The organism is Allobosea sp. P1_B10 (assembly GCF_056406735.1).
Map to the genome: position 1 here is coordinate 313,791 of NZ_JBFTZP010000003.1, position 18,999 is coordinate 332,789.

Consider the following 18,999-nt stretch of genomic DNA (forward strand, 5'->3'; position numbering starts at 1 on the left):
AAGTGAATTAATCGGTTGACAGGGTGGGCTCGGCGGTAGGAGCATTATGACGTCGTTGCGACAGGGGAGAAGAACATGCGCGGCTTGCGAAAAATGCTGTTTGGCCTGCTGGTTTCCGCAGGCACCGTCACGGGCGCGGCGGCGCAGACGGTCGAGATCGAATACTGGCAATATGTCTTCGACGCCCGCATCAAGGCGATGACGGAGCTGATCAAGCGCTTCGAGGCTGCCAACCCGACCATCAAGGTCAAGCAGACGACCTTCCCCTATGCCGACTACCAGACCAAGATCGCTGCTGCGATGCCGGCCGGGCAGGGCCCCGACGTCGTCCAGTTGTTCTATGGCTGGCTCGACAATTTCGTCGGCGCGAAATTCATCCAGCCGCTGCCGCGCGACGCCTTTCCGCCGGCGATGATCGAGAAGGATTTCTATCCGATCGTCTCGGCCATGAAGCGCGACGGCGAATATTACGGCCTGCCGACCGCTGTGCGTTCGCTGGCGCTGTTCTACAACAAGAAGCTGTTCCAGGAGGCGGGCCTCGATCCGGCCAAGCCGCCCGCGACGCTCGACGCCTTCCTCGACGCCGCCAAGAAGACGGTCAAGCGCGATGCTGCGGGCAACATGACCTCGGCTGGTGTGACGCTCGATTTCCCGGGCCAGGACTATCATTGGTGGCGCGAGACGCTGCTGCGCCAGAATGGCGGCAAGCCCTACAGCGACGACAACAAGACGGTCGCCTATGACAGCGAGGCCGGCGTCAAGTCGCTGAACTATTACGCCGATCTCCAGCGCGTCCATAAGGTTGGGCAGGTCGGCTTCATGGATGAGGGTCAGGCGGCCTTCCGCGCCGGCCGCGCCGCGATGACCATCGACGGCTCGTTCCGCCTCGGCGGTTTCGGCGCGATCAAGGCCTTCGAATGGGGGGTCGCCGAACTGCCCGCCAGCGCAGACGGCACCAAGTCGAACTTCGCCAGCTACTGGGTCAACGCCATCACCACCAAGCCCACCGGCGCCAAGCTCGAAGCGGCCAAGAAGTTCATGGCCTTCGTCACCACGCCGGAAGCCATGCAGCTCTGGCTCGAGACCGTCGGCGAGCTCCCGGCCCGCAAGGCCGCGGCCGAAACCGAGGCCAACCTCAACCACCCGATCTACGGGCCGTTCCTGAAGGCGCTGAACTACTCGCATGCGACGGTCTTCGTCGACGAGCTCGGCCAGCGCCAGGTTGCGCTCGACCTGATCAACCGCGTCCTGATCCAGAATCAGGATCCCAAGGCCGCGCTCGCCGAGGCTGCCAAGACCGAACAGGCAATTTTGGACAAGTTCTACAAGAAGTAATCGCGAAACCTCGCCGTCGTTCTCGGGCGCCGCGCAGCGGTGACCCGAGAATCTCCGGAAAGAAAATCTCCGGCCAGAGATGCTCGGGTCATCCCCGAGCATGACGCACAGGCCGCCAGCCGGCATCTGAAAGACCGATCAGCCCCGATGAGCCTTTCAATCGACAATTACCGCTCCGGCGGCCGCTTCTGGGGTGCGCTGACGCTGCGCCAGAAGCAGGTCGTCTGGGCCTGGGCCTTCCTGGCCGTGCCGATCCTGTTCTATGCGCTGATCCGCTTCTATCCGACGCTCGAGGCCTTCTACATCTCGACCACGAACTGGAACCTGCTGACCAAGCCCGGCTTTGTCGGCATGGCGAACTTCAAGCGGCTCTGGGCCGACGTCGTGTTCTGGCAGGTGTTCCGCAACACGGTGCTCTATCTCCTGATCGGCACGCCGGTCAGCCTGCTGCTGTCCTTCATCATTGCCTATCATCTCGACCGCGTGCGCTTCATGCACGGCTTCATCCGGGCGCTGTATTTCCTGCCGTTCCTGACCACGGCCGCAGCCATGGCCTGGGTCTGGCGCTGGTTCTACCAGCCGGTGCCGATCGGCCTGATCAACGATGTGCTCTCGAGTGTCGGCCTGCCGCAGCAGCCCTTCCTGCGCTCGACCAGCCAGGCGCTGCCGGCGGTGCTGGCGCCGGCTGTCTGGGCCGGGCTCGGCTTCCAGATCGTGATCTTCCTGGCTGGCCTGCGCGCCATTCCCAACACCTATTATGAAGCGGCGCGCATCGACGGCGTCTCCGACATGACGATCCTGCGCCGCATCACGATTCCGCTGCTCAAGCCCACCATCATCTTCCTCGTGGTGTTCTCCTCGATCGGGTTCCTGCGCATCTTCGACCAGGTCTACAACATGACCAGCGGCGATCCCGGCGGGCCCCTGAATGCGACCAAGCCGCTGGTGCTGATGATTTACCAGACCGCCTTCTCGTCCTTCGACATGGGCTATGCAGCCGCGCAGACGGTCGTGCTCTTCCTGGCTCTGCTGGTGGTTTCGCTGGTGCAGCTACGCCTGCTGAGGGACCGCTGATGTCCGCGCTGACGCTTCGCGGCTCCGCCCGCTTCCAGCCTGGCCGCATCATCGCCTGGCTCCTTCTGCTAGCCGGCGGGATCCTGATGATCACGCCACTGTTGTTCATGTTCTCGACGTCGCTGAAGGACGCCTCCGAGGTCTACGATCTCAGGTTCCTGCCGGCCAATCCGAGCCTCGACAACTATGCCACCGTGCTGTCTGACGGGCGCTTCCTGCGCTGGTTCGCCAATTCGCTGGGCATCGCCACTGTCGTCACCCTGTCCAATGTCTTCTTCGACAGCCTTGTGGGCTACACGCTGGCGAAGTTCCGTTTCCGCGGGCGCTATATCGTGTTCCTGGCGATCCTCTCGACGCTGATGATCCCGACCGAGATGCTGGTCATTCCCTGGTATGTCATGGCCCGCAATTTCGGCTGGCTGGACAGCTATTGGGGCATCATGTTCCCGGGCATGATGACGGCCTTCGGCACCTTCCTGATGAAGCAGTTCTTCGAGACTGTGCCCGATGACTTCCTTGAGGCGGCGCGCGTCGACGGGCTCAACGAGTTCGCGATCTTCTGGCGCATCGCCCTGCCGCTGGTGACGCCGGCCCTGTCTGCGCTGGCGATCTTCACCTTCCTGAGCAACTGGACGGCCTTCATCTGGCCGCTGATCGTGACCACCAGCAAGGAGCTCTACACCCTGCCGGTGGGACTCTCGAGCTTCGCCGTGGAATCGCAGATCCAGTGGGAGCTGATCATGACCGGCGCCGCGCTCGCGACGCTCCCGACGCTGACCGTCTTCCTGCTGCTGCAGCGCTACATCGTGCGCGGCGTGGTGATGGCCGGTCTCAAGGGCTGACATGAACGCTCATAACCACGCCGTCATCCTGGACAAGCCGCGCAGCGGCGCAGCTCCGGGATCCATCAAGGGGTACCGGAACGCTATGATGGATCCCGGCACTCCGCTTCGCTTCGGCCAGGATGACGGCGTGTGTCCGAGCAATCGTTCAAAGCGTGGATTGAACAATGACTGATCACATCGACCCGCGCCTGAGCGACACCACCGTCTTCCCCGATCCCGTCTACAAGGAGACGGTGCTGCGCCCGCTTTTTGATGGCGCCAGGACCCATCACGTCGAGAGTTTCCGCGCCATCGACCGCGCCCATCTGGTGATGCTGGCCGAGACCGGCATCCTGCCGCGCGCGACCGCCGGGCGCATCGCCCGCGCCCTGGCCGCGATCGACCGCGAGATCGACCCGGCGACGCTGAGCTATACCGGCGAGGTCGAGGATTTCTTCTTCCTGATCGAGGCGGAGCTGCGCAAGCGCCTCGCACCCGACGATGCCGGCCGCCTCCATACCGGCCGCTCGCGCAACGACATCGACCACACTTTGTTCAAGCTGGCGCTGAAGCCGCGGCTCGACCGTCTCGCCGCAAAGCTGCGCGCCCTGATCTCAGCCGCGCTTTCGCTGGCCGAGCGGGAGAAGGCGACGCTGATCGTGGCCTATACCCATGGCCAGCCAGCGCAGCCGACCACCTTCGGGCACTATCTCGCCGCCGCCATCGAGGTGATGCTGCGCGACCATGAGCGGCTGGTGCAGGCGCGCGCTGCGCTCGACCTCTCGCCGATGGGCGCCGCCGCGATCACCACCTCGGGCTTCCCGCTCGACCGAGCCCGCGTCGCGCATCTGCTCGGCTTTTCCGCGCCGCTGGAAAACTCCTATGGCTGCATCGCGGCCGTCGACTACGCCACCGGCACCTTCAGCGCGCTCGAGCTGGTGTTCCTGCATCTGGGCCGCCTGATCCAGGATTTCCAGGTCTGGACGGCTTTTGAGGTCGGGCAGCTCTATGTACCCAACGCCTTCGTGCAGATCTCTTCGATCATGCCGCAGAAGCGCAATCCGGTGCCGATCGAACACCTGCGCCATCTCGCCTCGCAGACCACGTCACGCGCGCGCATCTATCGCGACACCGTCCATAACACCCCGTTCACCGACATGAACGACGCCGAGGGCGAGACCAACGAGGCCGGCTATCAGGCCTTTTTCACCGGCGAGCGCGTGCTTGACCTGCTGGCGGCGCTGCTGCCGGCGCTCAAGGTCGATGGCCGGCGTGTCGCGGAGAACATCCGCCGCTCCTGCATCACCATCACCGAGCTCGCCGACACGCTGGTGCGGCGCGAGGGCCTGTCCTTCCGGGCCGCCCACGAGATCGCGGCTTCGGTCGCGCGCGCGGTGGTCGCGATCGACGGCGATCTCCCGCGCGACGGCTACACACCCTTCGTCGAGGCTTTTCGCCATGCCACGGGCCGCGAGCCCGCGCTGGCCGCCGCCGCCTTTGCCGTGGTGGTCTCGCCGGAAAACTTCGTCGCCGTGCGCGAATGCTTTGGCGGGCCGGGCGAACAGGCTCTGGGCCGGGCGCTGGCGGGCTATCGCGCCACGCTCGACAGGGCGACTGCCACCGCCGCCACAATCGCCGCCCGCGAGACTGCGGCGCGACATGACCTCGACGCAGCATACGCTGCCCTGATGGAAACAGAATAATGGCCGGGATCGACATCAACAGCCTGGTCAAGCGCTATGGCAAGACGCAGGTCGTCCACGGCATCGACCTCAGCGTCGCCGATGGCGAGTTCGTCGTCTTCGTCGGCCCCTCGGGCTGCGGGAAGTCGACGACCCTGCGCATGATCGCGGGTCTCGAAGACATTGATGGCGGCACGATCTCGATCGGCGGCAAGGTCGTCAACCAGCTCGAGCCGAAGGACCGGAACATCGCCATGGTGTTCCAGAACTACGCGATCTATCCGCATATGAGCGTGGCCGAGAATATCGGCTTCGGGCTCCACACGGCCAAGCTCGACAAGGCGGAGAAGCGCAAGCGCATTGAGGAGGTCGCTGGAATCCTCGGCCTGGAGCCGCTGCTGGAACGCCGGCCCTCGGCCCTGTCGGGCGGCCAGCGCCAGCGCGTCGCGATCGGCCGCGCCATGGTGCGCGACCCCACGGTGTTCCTGTTCGACGAGCCGCTCTCCAATCTCGATGCGCAATTGCGCGCGCAGATGCGGCTCGAGATCAAGCGCCTGCACCAGCGGCTGGGCACCACCATCGTCTTCGTCACCCATGACCAGGTCGAGGCCATGACCCTGGCCGACCGCATCGTCGTGATGCGCGATGGCCACATCCTGCAGGTCGGCGCGCCGATGGAGCTCTATGAGAAGCCGGTCGACGTCTTCACCGCGCGCTTCATCGGCTCGCCGACCATGAACATCCTGCCCGGCCGGGTGACGATGCTGGCGGGCACGCCGATGCTCGCGATGGGCGATGCGCCCGTGCCGCTGCCGGCCGGCCATGCGACGCTTCCGCCCGACATCCTTGTCGGAGTGCGCCCGCAGAACCTGCGGGTGCTGGGTGATGACGAGAGCGCCGATCTCATCCTGCATGGCACTGCGGCGGTGATCGAGCCGCTGGGCTCGGAGACCTTCGTCCATGTCGAGCATGGCGGCGGGCTGATCCTGGCTGCGGCACCCGCAAAATCGCCGCCTGCAGTCGGCCAGAGCGTGCGTCTGGGCGCCAATGTCGCGACCCTGACCCTGTTCGACGCCGCGAGCGAGCGCGCGCTGTGACGGCTGGGCGCGACCTCGTCCTCAGCATCGGACGGCTCTACTGTGACCTGATCTTTCGCGGGCTGGACGCATTACCGGCTCTCGGCCAGGAGCGTTTCGCCAGCGAGATGTCGCTCGTGCCCGGTGGTGGCGGCTTCATCACAGCGTTCCATCTGGCAGCGCTCGGGGCCAGGGCGGCGCTGCTCGCCCGCATCGGCACCGACCTGCTATCGGGGGCGATCGAACCCGCATTGGGCGCGAGCGGCGTCGACCTGCGCTGGCTCGAAAAGGCAGAGGATGCCGGGCCACAGCCCACGGTCGCTATGGTGAGCGGCGGCGACCGCGCCTTCCTCTCGCGCCGTGCCGGAACAGCAAGGCCCGCGACGCTGGAGGCTGCGCTGGCGAGCCCCGCAGCGCGCCACCTCCACATCGCCGAATTTGCGACGCTGGCCGAAATTCCCGACCTCGTGGCCGCCGCCAAGCAGGCGGGCCTGAGCGTCTCGCTCGACCCGAGCTGGGACGATGCTCTGATCCATGACCCCCAGTTGATCGCGCGCTGTGCCGGCGTCGATATCCTGATGCCCAACGCATCCGAGGCGCGCGCCATTGCGGGCACCGAGGCTCTGGACGAAGCCGGCGCCAGGCTGGCGCAGCGCTTCCCGATTGTCGTGATCAAGGACGGCGCGCAGGGCGCAAGGCTGTTCCGGGGCACAACTCAGTTCGCACTGCCCGCGCCTCGGGACGTCGAGGTGCTCGATACCACCGGCGCCGGGGATGCCTTCAACGCCGGCTTCCTGGCCGCCTGGCTCGCAGGCCAGCCGGATCGCGAGGCGCTGGCGCAGGGCATCGCCTGCGGCACGATCTCGGTCGGCGCCGTCGGTGGCGCAGGCCAGCGTCTCGACCCCGCAGAGGTCGCGCGCGTCGCGGCCGACATTACAAAGCAGCCTGTTCATGCCTGAAACACTGTTGGAGCGGGAGGCAGCCGAAGCCCCCGCCGTCGCCCGGCGGCAGTTCGTCGAGAACGCCGCGATCATGGCCGATCTCGTCGACCGCCTGCGCGTGCTCAAGCCGGCCTATGTCGTGACCTGCGCGCGCGGCTCCTCCGACCACGCCGCGACCTACGGCAAATACTTGATCGAGCGCGTGCTCGGCCTGCCGGTCGCGTCCCTGGGTCCGAGCCTGGCTTCGGTCTATGACGGCGAACTTCACCTGTCGGGCGCGCTTTTTATCGCGATCTCGCAATCGGGTCGCAGCCCCGACATCCTCGGACTGGCGCAAGCCGCCAAAAGCGCGGGCGCGTTGGTAGTGGGGCTCGTCAATGACGAGACCTCGCCCTTGGCCGACCTCGTCGATGTTCTGATTCCGCTGCGCGCCGGCCCCGAGCGCAGTGTCGCCGCGACCAAGAGCTTTCTGGGCACCTGCACCGCCTTGCTGCAACTGGTCGCTGCCTGGAGCGGTCGTCCCGATCTGCTGGCCGCTCTAGCGCAGGCGCCGCGCGTCCTGCACGAGGCCGGCGACTGCGACTGGAGCGAAGCGCTGCTCGCCCTGCAAGACGCCCAGAGCCTCTATGTTGTCGGACGCGGGCTCGGCCTCGGTATCGCGCAGGAACTGGCGCTGAAGCTGAAGGAGACCTGCCGCATCCACGCCGAGGCGTTCAGTGCGGCGGAGGTCCTGCACGGCCCGTTCGCGCTCGTCGGTCCCGGCTTTCCCGCTTTCGTGCTCGATCCCGGCGACGAGGGCGGCGAAAGCTCGCGTTCCGTTGCCGAGCGGTTTGCGCAACTGGGAGCCAGCATCGCCTTTGCGGGAGCGGGGCTGCCCGGCAGTCACGGTCTTGAAATGCCCGCCAATGTCCCGGTGCCCCTCGTCCCGCTGGCGCAGATCCGGGCGTTCTATGGCGCAGTCGCGAAACTTGCCATCGCGCGGGGGCTCGATCCCGACAACCCGCCGCACCTCAGCAAGGTCACCCGCACGACCTGAGGCGCGCTCGCCCTCCCGGAAGGATGCTTCGTCCACGGCACGCAGCATCGGGAGCAAACGATTCCAAACTGCGCGTGATCGCTCACAACGCTCTTGTGAAATCTCACAGAGCGATCCAGACTTCGTGCCATGCTCGACACGTCGTCTCCGTTCGTTGCCGCTGCCACCGCCCCGATCGCCGAGGCCCGGCTCGACGTGGCGACCAGGCGGCTGCGCAAGGCGATCGTCACCTGCGAGCTAACCCCCGGCGAATTCATCCATGAAGCGGCGCTGGCCGAACGCTTCGGGCTCGGCCGGGCCAGCGTCCGCGTGGCGCTGACGGAGCTTGCAGCCGCGCGCTTTGTCAGCCGGCATGCACGCCAGGGTTGGCGGATCGCCCCGATAGATGCCACGCTGATCGCAGCCGTGCTGGACGGGCTCCGACGGCTCGAGCCTTCGCTGGCGACGCAGGCCCTGCCGGAGCCTGCCCGTTCCGGCGCCGTGACCCTGCTGGGCATGGTGAATTCGGTCTCGGGCCGGAGCGAACCGGCCGCGCTCGCAACGGCACGCAGCGCCGAACGCCAGCTGCGCGAACTCCTTGCCGCCGGTGCGGGAGCCTTTGCCCATCGCTGGCTCCACGAGATCCGGGATCATGCCGACCGCATCGTGCGCAGGCTCGATCTCGCCGGCCATCCCATCCTCCCGGCCGATCTCGGCGACCTCGTCGCGGCGCTCATCGCGGGCGATCCCGAAGCGGCAACGCAGGCGATCGCGCGCGATCACCGGAGCTTCGCCGATGCGCTCGCCCATGGTTTTCTGGCGCTCTCCGCCCAGCCGTCGGCCCCGCCCGCCCGGTCGGCCCGCCGGGGCGGGCGCCGCCCTGCCGTTACCACCGCAGATCAACCGATCTCCCTGACGAAGGAGCAGCAGTCATGACCCTAGCCTGGCGGACCTATCCTCGCGCGGCCGCTTGCGCTGCGGTGCTCGTTCTGGCTGCGGCCGCTCCGGCGCAGGCTTCGAAGGAGCGCTTCGTCGTCGATCTCGTGAACGAGCCGTCATCGCTCGATCCGCAGCTCCAGTGGAACCCCGACAGCTACTACGTCTACCGCAACATCTTCGATAATCTCGTCACCCGCGACGACAAGGGCGAGATCGTCCCGGAGGTCGCGACCTCGTGGACATACACGTCCGACACCGAGATCGAATTCGAGCTTCGCCCCGATATCACCTTCCATGACGGCTCGAAGCTGACGGCAGACGATGTCGTCTACAGCGTCAAGCGCATCACGGATCCCAAGTTCGGCAGCCCGCAGCTCGGGCAGTTCGACAAGATCACCAATGCGACTGCGATCTCTCAGACCAGGGTCAGGCTGACCACGGACGGCGCCTATCCGGCCCTTTTGGCCCAGCTCGTCAAACTCTCGATCGTGCCCAAAGCGGTGGTCGAGGCTGTCGGCAAGGACGCCTTCAACCTGAAGCCCGTCGGCAGCGGACCCTACAGGTTCGAAGGCTGGCAGCGCGGCGTGGCCGTGACGCTGGCCCGCAACGACGCCTATTGGGGCGCCAAGGGGCCGTTCCCCGCCGTCGCTTTCCGCGCCGTGCCCGATGGCGCGACGCGGCTGGCCAATCTCCAGGCCGGCACCAGCGATCTCGGCGTCACGCTCGATTCCGACCAGGCCGCCCAGCTGAAATCCGCTGCCAGGGCCCAGGCACTGATCGGCCTGACCGAGCGCGTCGCCTATCTCCGGCTGAACACCGCGAAGCCGCCCTTCGACAACGTCAAGCTGCGGCTCGCCGCCGCTTATGCCATCGACAAGGAGGGGCTGGTCGACGGCCTGCTCGGCGGCTTCGACAAGCCGGTCTCGCAACTGGGCACCCCGGCGAGCTTCGGCTGGATCGAGGGCCTCAAGGGCCCGACCTATGATCTCGCCAAGGCCAAGGCGCTGGTGGCAGAGGCGGGTCCTGCGGCCAAGGTCGAGATCGAGCTGGCGACGGCGCCGGTGTTCGACCAGCGCATCGTCCAGGCGCTGCAGCAACAGCTCGGAGATGCCGGCTTCACCGTGAAGATCGGGATGTCGGACATGGCGAGCTATCTCAAGCGCGCGCAGGCGGGGCCGGAAGGCACCTCGACGCTCAGCTTCGGGCGCTGGTCCTGCGCCTGCCAGGATGCCGATGGCACGCTGTTCCCGCTGATCCACAAGAGCAGCGGCTGGTCGGCCTATCGCAACCCGAAGGCCGATGCCCTGCTCGAGGAAGCGCGCCAGACACTCGACAAGGACAAGAGGCTCGCCGCCTACAAGCAGGTCCAGGAACTCATCGCCGCGGAAGTGCCGCTGGTGCCGCTCTATCAGTCGGCCGTCATCTACGGGGCCACCAAGAGCCTGAAATGGCAGCCGACCCCGAATGAAAGCCTGTTCCTGAACCGGATGAGCTGGAGCGACTGACGCGAGATCGCGGCGATCGAAACGCCGCAAAAGGCGCCGGGAGGAGACCGGGCGCCCAAACGACAAAAGAGGGGATGACGTCATGAAGAAAACACGCCGGATGCTGACCAGCGCGCTGGTCGCAATCTGCCTGGCCCTGCCGGGCGGCGCGGCCCTTGCCGCCAAGGACCGCCTGACGATCGATCTCGTCGGCGAGCCGAACTCGCTCGATCCACATGTCCAGTGGAACCCCGACAGCTACTACGTCTACCGAAACATCTTCGACAATCTCGTCACCCGCGACGACAAGGGCCTGATCGCGCCGCAGGTCGCGACCGCGTGGAAGCAGCTTTCGGACACGCAGATCCAGTTCCAGCTGCGCGACGACATCACCTTCCATGACGGCTCGAAGCTGACGGCAGACGACGTCGTTTTCAGCGTCAAGCGCATCACCGATCCGAAGTTCGCCAGCCCGCAACTCGGCCAGTTCGACAAGATCACCGAGGCCGTCGCCAACGATGCGAAGACCGTCACGCTGACCACCAACGGTGCCTATCCCGCCCTGCTGGCGCAGCTGGCCAAGCTCTCGATCGTACCCAGGAAGACCGTCGAGGCCGTCGGCAAGGACGCCTTCAACCTCGCCCCCGTCGGCAGCGGCCCCTACAAGTTCGGTGCCTGGCAGCGTGGCGTCTCGGTTACGCTGGCCCGCAACGACGCCTATTGGGGCACCAAGGCGCCGTTCCCCAACGTCGTCTTCCGCGCCATTCCCGACGCCGCGACGCGCGTCGCCAACCTGCTCGCCGGGACCTCCGACCTCGCCGCCAATCTCGATGGCGATCTCGCCGCCCAGCTGAAGACCTCGCAGCGCGCCATGCCCGTGCCGGTGCTGACCGAGCGCGTCGCCTATCTCGCGATGAACGTGCAGAAGGAGCCGCTGAACGATCCGCGCGTGCGCCGCGCCATCGCCCAGGCCATCGACAAGCAGGCGATCACCGATGGCGTGCTCGGCGGATACGAGAAGCCGCTCGCGCAGATGCTCTCGCCCGCCCATGAGGGTTTCGTCGAGGGTATCAAGGACCTGCCCTTCGATCTCGCCAAGGCCAAGGCCGAACTCGCCGCCGTCGGGCCGAAAGCGAAGCAGGAGATCGCTCTCGTGACGGCCCCGGTCTACGATCAGCGCGTCGTGCAGGCGTTGCAGCAGATGCTCGTCGATGCCGGCCTCAACGTGAAGATCGAGATGACTGACATGGGCTCCTGGCTGAAGCGCATGCAGAGCGGCCCCGACGCCATTCCGGTCATGGCCTTCAGCCGCTGGTCCTGCGGCTGCCAGGACGCCGACGGCGTGCTTTTCCCGATCCTGCACAGCGCCAGCGGCTGGGCCAACGCCAAGGACAAGACGATCGAGGATGCGCTTGAGACCGCGCGCCAGACGCTCGACCCCGCCAAGCGGCTGGCCGCCTACAAGATCGTGCACGAACGCATCGCCAGCGAGAATTTCGTGATCCCGCTCTACCAGGCGGCGCAGATGTACGGCACGGCGAAGAACCTCGTCTGGACGCCCACGCCCAACGAAAGCATCTTCGTCAACCGCATGAGCTGGAAGGACTGACGGCCCGGTGCCCGGCTTCCTGCTCCAGCGCGCCGGACAGGCGCTCGTCACGATCCTCGGCGTGGCGACGCTGATCTTCTTCGTCCAGCGGCTGACGGGAGACCCGACCTATCTCCTGGTGCCAGAGACCGCGACGAAGGCCGATATCGACGCCCTGCGCCATGCGCTGGGCTTCGACCGGCCGCTCTTCATCCAGTATCTCGACTTCCTCGCCGATCTCGCCCGCTTCGATCTCGGGCAATCGGTGGTGCAGCGCGTGCCGGTGCTGACCATCATCGCCTCGCGCCTGCCCTATACGCTGATGCTGGCCGCCGGCGCGCTCGTCGTCGCGTGCGGCATCGGGGTGCCGATCGGCATCCTGCTGGCTGTCTATCGCGACAGCCCGGTCGCCAAGGCGGCGGCTGGCTTCGTGCTTGCCGCCCAGAGCATGCCGACCTTCTGGAGCGGCATCCTGATGATCATGGTGTTCTCCGTGCTGCTGGGCTGGCTTCCGCCGTCCTCGACAGGCGACCTCTCGCATCTGGTGATGCCGTCCTTCGCGCTCGGCCTGCTCAGCATGGCGACCTTCGCGCGCATCACGCGCTCGGCGCTGCTCGACGAATTGTCGAAGGACTATGCCCGTACCGCCCGTTCGCGCGGCGTCCGGAAGCCCCGCCTGCTGTTGCGCCACATCGCCCGCAACGCCTCGATCCCGTTGATCACCGTCGCGGCGCTGGAGATCTCCAACCTGCTCGCCGGCGCGGTCATCGTCGAGACCGTCTTCGCCTGGCCCGGCATCGGCCAGGTCACGGTTCAGGCCATCCTGGCGCGCGATTTCATGATCGTGCAGGGCGTCGTCCTGCTCGGCGCCTTCGTCACGGTGGCGCTGAACCTGCTGTCGGACGTGCTCTACAGCATCGTCGACCCTCGCATCGTGCTGGATGGCGCCCGATGAGCACGCTCGCGTCCCCCCGTCCGCGCCAGGGGCTGGGCCTGCGCCGCTGGTGGCCGCTGGCTATCGTCGGGCTTGTGGTGCTGGCGGCGATCTTCGCGCCCTGGCTCGCGCCCTACGAGCCCAACCAGCAGAACCTGATCGGCCGGTTGAAGCCGCCGGGCACCGTGTCGCGCGCCTTCCACTACTGGCTCGGCAGCGACGAGCTCGGCCGCGATATCCTCAGCCGGATCATCTACGGCGCGCGGGTATCGCTGGTCGTCGCCTTCGCCTCGGTCATCCTCTCCGGCGCGGTCGGCACCACGCTGGGCATGATCGCCGCCTACCGGCGCGGCTGGGTCGAGACCGTGGTGATGCGCGTCGTCGATGTCTTCCTCTCGATACCGGCCGTGCTGCTGGCGATCATCACGGTCGCGGTGCTGGGTCCGAGCCTCGTCAATGTCATCATGGTGCTCGCCCTGACCCGCTGGCCGCGTTACGCGCGCGTCGCCTACAGCCAGACCTTGTCTGTTGCCACGATGCCCTATGTCCGTCTCGCCGCGCTGATGGGTGCGGGTGCGCCACGGGTCCTCTTCCGCCACATCCTGCCCAACATCATCGGTGCCGTCAGCGTCGTCGCGACGCTCGAATTCGGCCTGATGATCCTGTTCGAGGCGGGCCTGTCCTTCCTTGGACTGGGCGTGCAGCCGCCGACGGCGAGCTGGGGCTCGATGCTCTCTACCGGCCGCAACTACGTCGCCACCGCCTGGTGGGTGGCGACACTGCCCGGCCTCTGTCTCTTCGTGCTGGTGCTGGCGGTCAACCTGACCGGTGACGCCGTGCGCGACCGTCTCGATCCCCGTTTCCGCTGAGGAAGATCTGGCTATGTTCGACGACATCAAGGGCAAGCGCGCACTCGTCACCGGCGCCTGCGGCGTGATCGGCAAATGGATCGCCCAGACGTTGCACGAAGCCGGCGCGACCCTGGCGCTGACCGACGCCAAGGGTGACGAACTCGAAGCCTTTGCCAAGACGCTGGGCCTCGGCGGCGACAGCTTCTGGAAAACCGCCGATCTCACGGACGAGGCCTCGATCAAGGCGTTGACGGCCGAGATCGGCACGCGCTGGGGCGCGCTCGACATTCTCGTGAACAATGCGGGGATCTATCCCAGCGCCTTCCTGCTCGACACGCCGACCGAGGAGTTCGACCGCATCTTCTCGATCAATCTGCGCGCGCCCTTCATCCTGAGCCGCGAACTCGCGACGCAGATGGTGCGCAAAGGGATCAAGGGCTCGATCATCAACATCTCGTCGGGCGCGTCCCGCAAGATGCGGCGCACGGCCACTGTGTATTCGACCTCGAAGACGGCGCTCGACCGCTTGACCAAGGGTTTTGCCGTCGAACTCGCCGAGTACGGCATCCGTTCGAACGCGCTCGAGCCGGGCTTTGCCGCCGGCAGCACGGTCAGCGACCTCAGCGAGGCGCATGTCCGCAATACGATCGCGCAGATCCCGCTCGGCCGCCCGTCCTCCCGCGCGGATGTCGGCAATGCCCTGCTGTACCTTGCCAGCGACGCGTCCTCCTACGTCACCGGCGCGACCCTGACGGTCGATGGCGGCGGCTCGGCCGGCACGCTGGCCGTCCACCAGGACAAGAAGAGCGCATTGTGATGAACCCGGCCACCTTGTCGCCCGCGACCTTTCCGAACGCCGGCTATGAATGGCCGCAGGGCAAGAGCAGCGCATTCTGCTTCAGCGTCGATGTCGACGCCGAGAGCCCCTATCAATGGACCCTGCCGGCGGATGCGCCGGCCACCCTTGGCCAGATCGAGCAGCGCCGGTTCGGGCCGCGCATCGGCATCTGGCGCATCCTCGACCTGCTCGACCGCTATGGCATCAAGGCCACTCTGTTCGTGCCGGGTCTGGTCGCCAGGAACCACCCCGAACTCCTGCCGGCTTTCGTCGAGCGCGGTCACGAGATCGGGCTTCACGGCTATTTTCACGAGCTCGCTACCGAAGCGGGCCCCGAGGAATTCGCCCGCGCGCTGGATGAATCGCTGGCGCTGTTCAAGAGCCAGGCCGGCATCGTGCCGCGGGGCTTTCGCTCGCCGGCCTGGGAGATGACGCCGTTCATGCTGGCCGAGGTCAAGCGCCGCGGCCTGTACGACTCATCGCTGATGGGGTTCGATCACCCCTACACCATCGATGGCGTGACCCAGGTGCCGGTGCTCTGGGCTGTCGACGATGCCATCTATTTCCGCTTCACCGGCAGCCCGACCGACCGCGCCCCGCCTTCGCCGCAGGGCGGTATCCTCGAGGCCTGGCTCGACGAATGGCATGTCCTGCATCGCGAGGGCCGCATGATGATGCTGACGATCCATGACTGGATCTCGGGCCGCGCCGGGCGCGTCCGCATGCTGGAAAAACTGCTCGACGCCGTCACGGCCTCGCCGGGAACCTGGATCGCGACGGTCGGCGAACTCGCCGCGCATCACGCCGCCAGCGCCAATGCCGAACGCTTCAGCGTGCCGATGCACCTGCCCGAGGCGAGCGCACCCCACCGCTTCCGGGCGCCGCGCTGATGCAGACTTTCACCATCCAGAGACCCGCGGTGCAGTCGGCCCATGGTCTCGTCGCCGCCCAGAACCGCCATGCGGCGCAGGCCGGCGCCGATGTACTCTCCCGCGGCGGCAATGCCATGGATGCGGCTGTCGTCGCAGCATTGGTGCTGAGCACGGTCGAGCCCTGGCTCTCGGGCATCGGCGGCGGCGGCTTCCTGGTCCATGCCGATGGCGTGACGGGTGCGACCGAAACGCTCGATTTCAACGTCCGCTCGGCCGCTGGGCTCGATCCCGCGGATTATCCGCTTGCCGATGCCCAGGCCGGAAACTGGTTCAGCTGGCCCTCCGTGGTGGGGGACCGCAATGTCTCCGGCTATGGCGCGATCTGCGTGCCGGGCGCCATCGCCGGGCTCGCTGCCGCGCTCGAGCGTCACGGCTCGATCTCGTGGCAGGACGCGCTGCAGCCGGCTATCGAACATGCCGAGCGCGGGCTGGAGATCGACTGGTTCGCCGCGCTCTGCATCGCGATCGAGGCCCCGGCGCTGGCCCGCGATCCCGCGCTGTCGGCAATCCTGCTCGACGATGGCCACGGCCCCAAGGCCGGCGCCGACACGCGCCGCTTCAAGCCGATGACGCTGAAGGCCAGCCTGCTGCGACGGCTCGCCAAGGCGGGCGCGCGCGACTTCTACGAGGGCGAGAGCGCGGCGCTGATCGCGGCCGACCTCGAAGCCGGTGGCTCTTCGATCAGCCCCGGCGACCTCGCCGCCTATGAGCCGGTCTGGGCGCCTGCGCTGACCGGCCGCTATCGCGACTACGAGATCGCGGCGGTGCCGGGCCTGAGCGGCGGCCCGACCTTCTTCGATGCCGCTCAACGCCTGGCCGATGGGCCGCTGTCGCGCGAGACCTCGCCGGCCCAGACCGCTTTGCTCTACGCCACCGCCATCCGCGAGGCCTATGAGACGCGCCTGACCACGCTCGGCCATGCCGCGACGCCCCAAGTCGGCTGCACCTCGCATGTCTCGGTCGTCGACCGGAGCGGCACCATGGTCTCGCTGACCAACACGCTGCTCTCGCGCTTCGGCGCGAAAGTCGCGCTGCCCCGGGCCGGGATCATCATGAACAACGGCATGATGTGGTTCGATCCGCGCCCCGGCCAGCCCAACAGCATCGCGGCTGGGCGGCAGCCGCTCGCCAACATGTGCCCGCTGGTGCTCAGCCGGGGCGGGCGGCCGGTGCTCTCGATCGGCGCGGCAGGCGGGCGCACGATCTTCCCGACGGTGCTGCAGTTGATCTCGGGCATGGCCGATTTCGGCCTGACGCTCGAGGAGGTGTTCCATCGTCCCCGCATCGACGCCTCGACGCCGCGGATCAAGATCGATGCGCGGGCACAGGCCGATGTCGCGGCTGCGGTCGCGGGCGCCTATCCCATCGAGATCGTCGAGGACACGCTCTATCCCGTCAATTTCTCGATACCATCCGCAGTGATGGCGTCGGTTGGCGGCGGTTTCACCGGCATGGCCCATCCGACCAGCCCATGGGCGGCCGTGGTGGCGGCGACCGCATGAGCGCGGCCGCTGTCCCTGTCCTGGCGATAGACGACCTCGTCATCGATATCGCGGGCAACCGCATCGTCGACCATGTCTCGCTGAGCGTCGCGTCCGGGCGCATCCTCGCCATCGTCGGCGAGTCCGGCTGCGGCAAGAGCCTGACCGCCCTGTCGGTGCTGGGCCTGCTGCCGAAGGCGGCGCGCATCGGGGGAGGAGAGATCCGGCTCAATGGCCGCGACCTCCTGCCGCTCGATGAGGACGCCCTGTCGGATGTCCGGGGCAACGAAGCCACGATCATCTTCCAGGAGCCCGTCGCCTCGCTGAATCCGCTGATGCGGGTAGGCGAGCAGGTCGAGGAGGCGTTGCGCCTGCATCGCGGGCTCTCGGCTTCGGCGGCGCGCGCAGAGGCGATCGCGATGATGACGCGCGTCGGCATCCCAGATGCGAGCCGGCGTGCGCGGCAATACCCCTTCGAACTCTCCGGCGGCATGTGCCAGCGCATCATGATCGCCTCGGCGCTGATCTGCCGGCCGGCCCTGCTGATCGCCGACGAGCCGACGACGGCCCTGGACGTGACGATCCAGGCGCAGATCCTCGAATTGATGCGCGATCTCCGCCAGGATGTCGGCAGCGCCATCGTGTTGATCACCCACGACATGGGCGTCGTGGCCGATCTCGCCGACGAAGTCTGCGTGATGTATGGCGGGCGGGTCGTGGAAAGCGGGCCGGTCGAGGCGATCTTCGACGCGCCGCGCCACCCCTATACCAAGCTGCTGCTGGCGACGATCCCGACCCTGCACGGCCAGCGCAAGATGACGCTGCGCACCATCGAGGGCATGGTCCCCAGCGCCGAATCCTGGCCGGATGGCTGCCGTTTCCGGACCCGCTGCCCGCTGGCCGACGAGGCCTGCCTCGCCGTGCCGCCCTTGGCGGAAACCGGACGCGACCATGCCGCCGCTTGCTGGCATTCGGCCCGGGTCGGGGCACTGGCATGAGCGCTGCGTCGCTTCTTCGGGTTCGCGACCTCAAGGTCCATTTCAAGCTGCGTCGCGGTGTCGGCACGCCGGGCGGCGTGGTCAAGGCGGTCGACGGCGTCTCCTTCGACGTCGCAGCCGGCCAGACGGTCGCGCTGGTCGGCGAGTCCGGTTGCGGCAAGTCGACGACGGCCTATGCCGTGATCGGGCTCGAACAGCCGACGTCCGGCCAGATCCTGTTCGATGGCCGCGACATCACATCTCTGCGCGGCAGCGAGCGCGCCAGCCTCTCGCGCGACATCCAGATCGTCTTCCAGGATCCGAGTGCCGCGCTCAACCCCAAGATGAGCATCGCCGACAGCGTCAGCGAGCCCCTGGCGATCGCCGGCTGGACCCGGAACGACCGTCGCAACCGCGTCGCCGGACTGCTCGACCGGGTCGGGCTGCCGGCCGCCTTCGCCGAGCGTCTGCCGAGCGCGTTGTCGGGCGGGCAGCGCCAGCGCGTTGTGATTGCTCGCGCGCTCGCTTTGTCGCCGCGCCTGCTGATCCTCGACGAACCGGTCTCGGCGCTCGACGTCTCGATCCGCTCGCAGGTGCTCAACCTGCTGCTCGAATTGCAGCGAGATCTCGATCTCGCCTATCTCTTCATCTCGCATGATCTCTCGGTGGTGAGGCATATCGCAGACGAGGCGATGGTGCTCTATCTCGGCTCCGTCATGGAGCGCGGGCCCATCGACGTGATGTTCGAGGCGCCGCAGCACCCCTATACGCAGGCACTGCTCTCGGCGATCCCGCTGCCGGACCCGGTCCTGCAGCGCAAGCGCGCAAAGATCATCCTGACGGGAGACCTGCCGAGCCCGCTCTCGCCTCCGCCCGGATGCCCGTTTGTCAGCCGCTGCCCGGTTCGCGTCGAGATCTGCCCGACGGCGCGGCCGCCGCTGCTGCCGACCTCATCGGGCAGCGAGGCAGCCTGTTACCTGACGGCATAGCCCGATTGGCCGGGATTTAGGACTTTGGTCATCGCCCCG

General features: G+C 67.1%; 17 protein-coding genes. All 17 read left to right on the top strand.

Translation table 11 applies throughout. The features are described 5' to 3' along the window. Positions 1-75 precede the first annotated feature (75 nt). Positions 76-1,335 (top strand): extracellular solute-binding protein, encoded by a 1,260-nt coding sequence (locus AC1D2L_RS08880; RefSeq protein WP_476845493.1) that lies wholly within the window; start codon positions 76-78, stop codon positions 1,333-1,335. 147 nt (positions 1,336-1,482) lie between these two features. Then, positions 1,483-2,409 (top strand): carbohydrate ABC transporter permease, encoded by a 927-nt coding sequence (locus AC1D2L_RS08885; protein ID WP_476845494.1) that lies wholly within the window; start codon positions 1,483-1,485, stop codon positions 2,407-2,409. Next, a complete protein-coding gene (locus tag AC1D2L_RS08890; protein ID WP_476845495.1) occupies positions 2,409-3,251 on the top strand; it encodes a carbohydrate ABC transporter permease in 843 nt (280 codons plus the stop codon). The genes AC1D2L_RS08885 and AC1D2L_RS08890 overlap by 1 nt, the downstream gene beginning before the upstream one ends. 167 nt (positions 3,252-3,418) lie before the next feature. After that, a complete protein-coding gene (locus tag AC1D2L_RS08895; RefSeq protein WP_476845496.1) occupies positions 3,419-4,936 on the top strand; it encodes a lyase family protein in 1,518 nt (505 codons plus the stop codon). Further along, complete coding sequence (locus AC1D2L_RS08900; RefSeq protein ID WP_476845497.1) at positions 4,936-6,012, top strand: ABC transporter ATP-binding protein; 1,077 nt, start codon at positions 4,936-4,938, stop codon at positions 6,010-6,012. The genes AC1D2L_RS08895 and AC1D2L_RS08900 overlap by 1 nt, the downstream gene beginning before the upstream one ends. Beyond that, on the top strand, positions 6,009-6,950 hold the full coding sequence (locus AC1D2L_RS08905) for a carbohydrate kinase family protein (RefSeq protein ID WP_476845498.1): 942 nt from the start codon (positions 6,009-6,011) through the stop codon (positions 6,948-6,950). The genes AC1D2L_RS08900 and AC1D2L_RS08905 overlap by 4 nt, the downstream gene beginning before the upstream one ends. Continuing rightward, positions 6,943-7,968, top strand: a complete 1,026-nt coding sequence (locus AC1D2L_RS08910) for an SIS domain-containing protein (protein ID WP_476845499.1) — start codon at positions 6,943-6,945, stop codon at positions 7,966-7,968. Before AC1D2L_RS08905 ends, AC1D2L_RS08910 begins: the two co-directional genes overlap by 8 nt. A gap of 129 nt (positions 7,969-8,097) precedes the next feature. Then, complete coding sequence (locus AC1D2L_RS08915) at positions 8,098-8,883, top strand: GntR family transcriptional regulator (RefSeq protein WP_476845500.1); 786 nt, start codon at positions 8,098-8,100, stop codon at positions 8,881-8,883. Then, complete coding sequence (locus AC1D2L_RS08920; RefSeq protein WP_476845501.1) at positions 8,880-10,391, top strand: ABC transporter substrate-binding protein; 1,512 nt, start codon at positions 8,880-8,882, stop codon at positions 10,389-10,391. The genes AC1D2L_RS08915 and AC1D2L_RS08920 overlap by 4 nt, the downstream gene beginning before the upstream one ends. A gap of 82 nt (positions 10,392-10,473) precedes the next feature. Next, on the top strand, positions 10,474-11,979 hold the full coding sequence (locus AC1D2L_RS08925) for an ABC transporter substrate-binding protein (RefSeq protein ID WP_476845502.1): 1,506 nt from the start codon (positions 10,474-10,476) through the stop codon (positions 11,977-11,979). A gap of 7 nt (positions 11,980-11,986) precedes the next feature. Beyond that, complete coding sequence (locus AC1D2L_RS08930; RefSeq protein WP_476845503.1) at positions 11,987-12,913, top strand: ABC transporter permease; 927 nt, start codon at positions 11,987-11,989, stop codon at positions 12,911-12,913. After that, positions 12,910-13,761, top strand: a complete 852-nt coding sequence (nikC, locus tag AC1D2L_RS08935; protein ID WP_476845504.1) for a nickel transporter permease — start codon at positions 12,910-12,912, stop codon at positions 13,759-13,761. Before AC1D2L_RS08930 ends, nikC begins: the two co-directional genes overlap by 4 nt. A gap of 13 nt (positions 13,762-13,774) precedes the next feature. After that, positions 13,775-14,560, top strand: coding sequence for an SDR family NAD(P)-dependent oxidoreductase (locus AC1D2L_RS08940; RefSeq protein WP_476845505.1), 786 nt, complete (start codon positions 13,775-13,777; stop codon positions 14,558-14,560). After that, complete coding sequence (locus AC1D2L_RS08945; protein ID WP_476845506.1) at positions 14,560-15,471, top strand: polysaccharide deacetylase family protein; 912 nt, start codon at positions 14,560-14,562, stop codon at positions 15,469-15,471. Before AC1D2L_RS08940 ends, AC1D2L_RS08945 begins: the two co-directional genes overlap by 1 nt. Then, positions 15,471-17,015, top strand: coding sequence for a gamma-glutamyltransferase (locus AC1D2L_RS08950; RefSeq protein WP_476845507.1), 1,545 nt, complete (start codon positions 15,471-15,473; stop codon positions 17,013-17,015). Before AC1D2L_RS08945 ends, AC1D2L_RS08950 begins: the two co-directional genes overlap by 1 nt. Next, the gene (locus AC1D2L_RS08955) at positions 17,012-17,992 is read left to right on the top strand and encodes an ABC transporter ATP-binding protein (RefSeq protein ID WP_476845508.1); all 981 of its coding nucleotides are present in this window, start codon (positions 17,012-17,014) and stop codon (positions 17,990-17,992) included. The genes AC1D2L_RS08950 and AC1D2L_RS08955 overlap by 4 nt, the downstream gene beginning before the upstream one ends. Beyond that, on the top strand, positions 17,989-18,960 hold the full coding sequence (locus AC1D2L_RS08960; RefSeq protein WP_476845509.1) for an ABC transporter ATP-binding protein: 972 nt from the start codon (positions 17,989-17,991) through the stop codon (positions 18,958-18,960). Before AC1D2L_RS08955 ends, AC1D2L_RS08960 begins: the two co-directional genes overlap by 4 nt. The last annotated feature ends 39 nt before the right edge of the window (positions 18,961-18,999 follow it).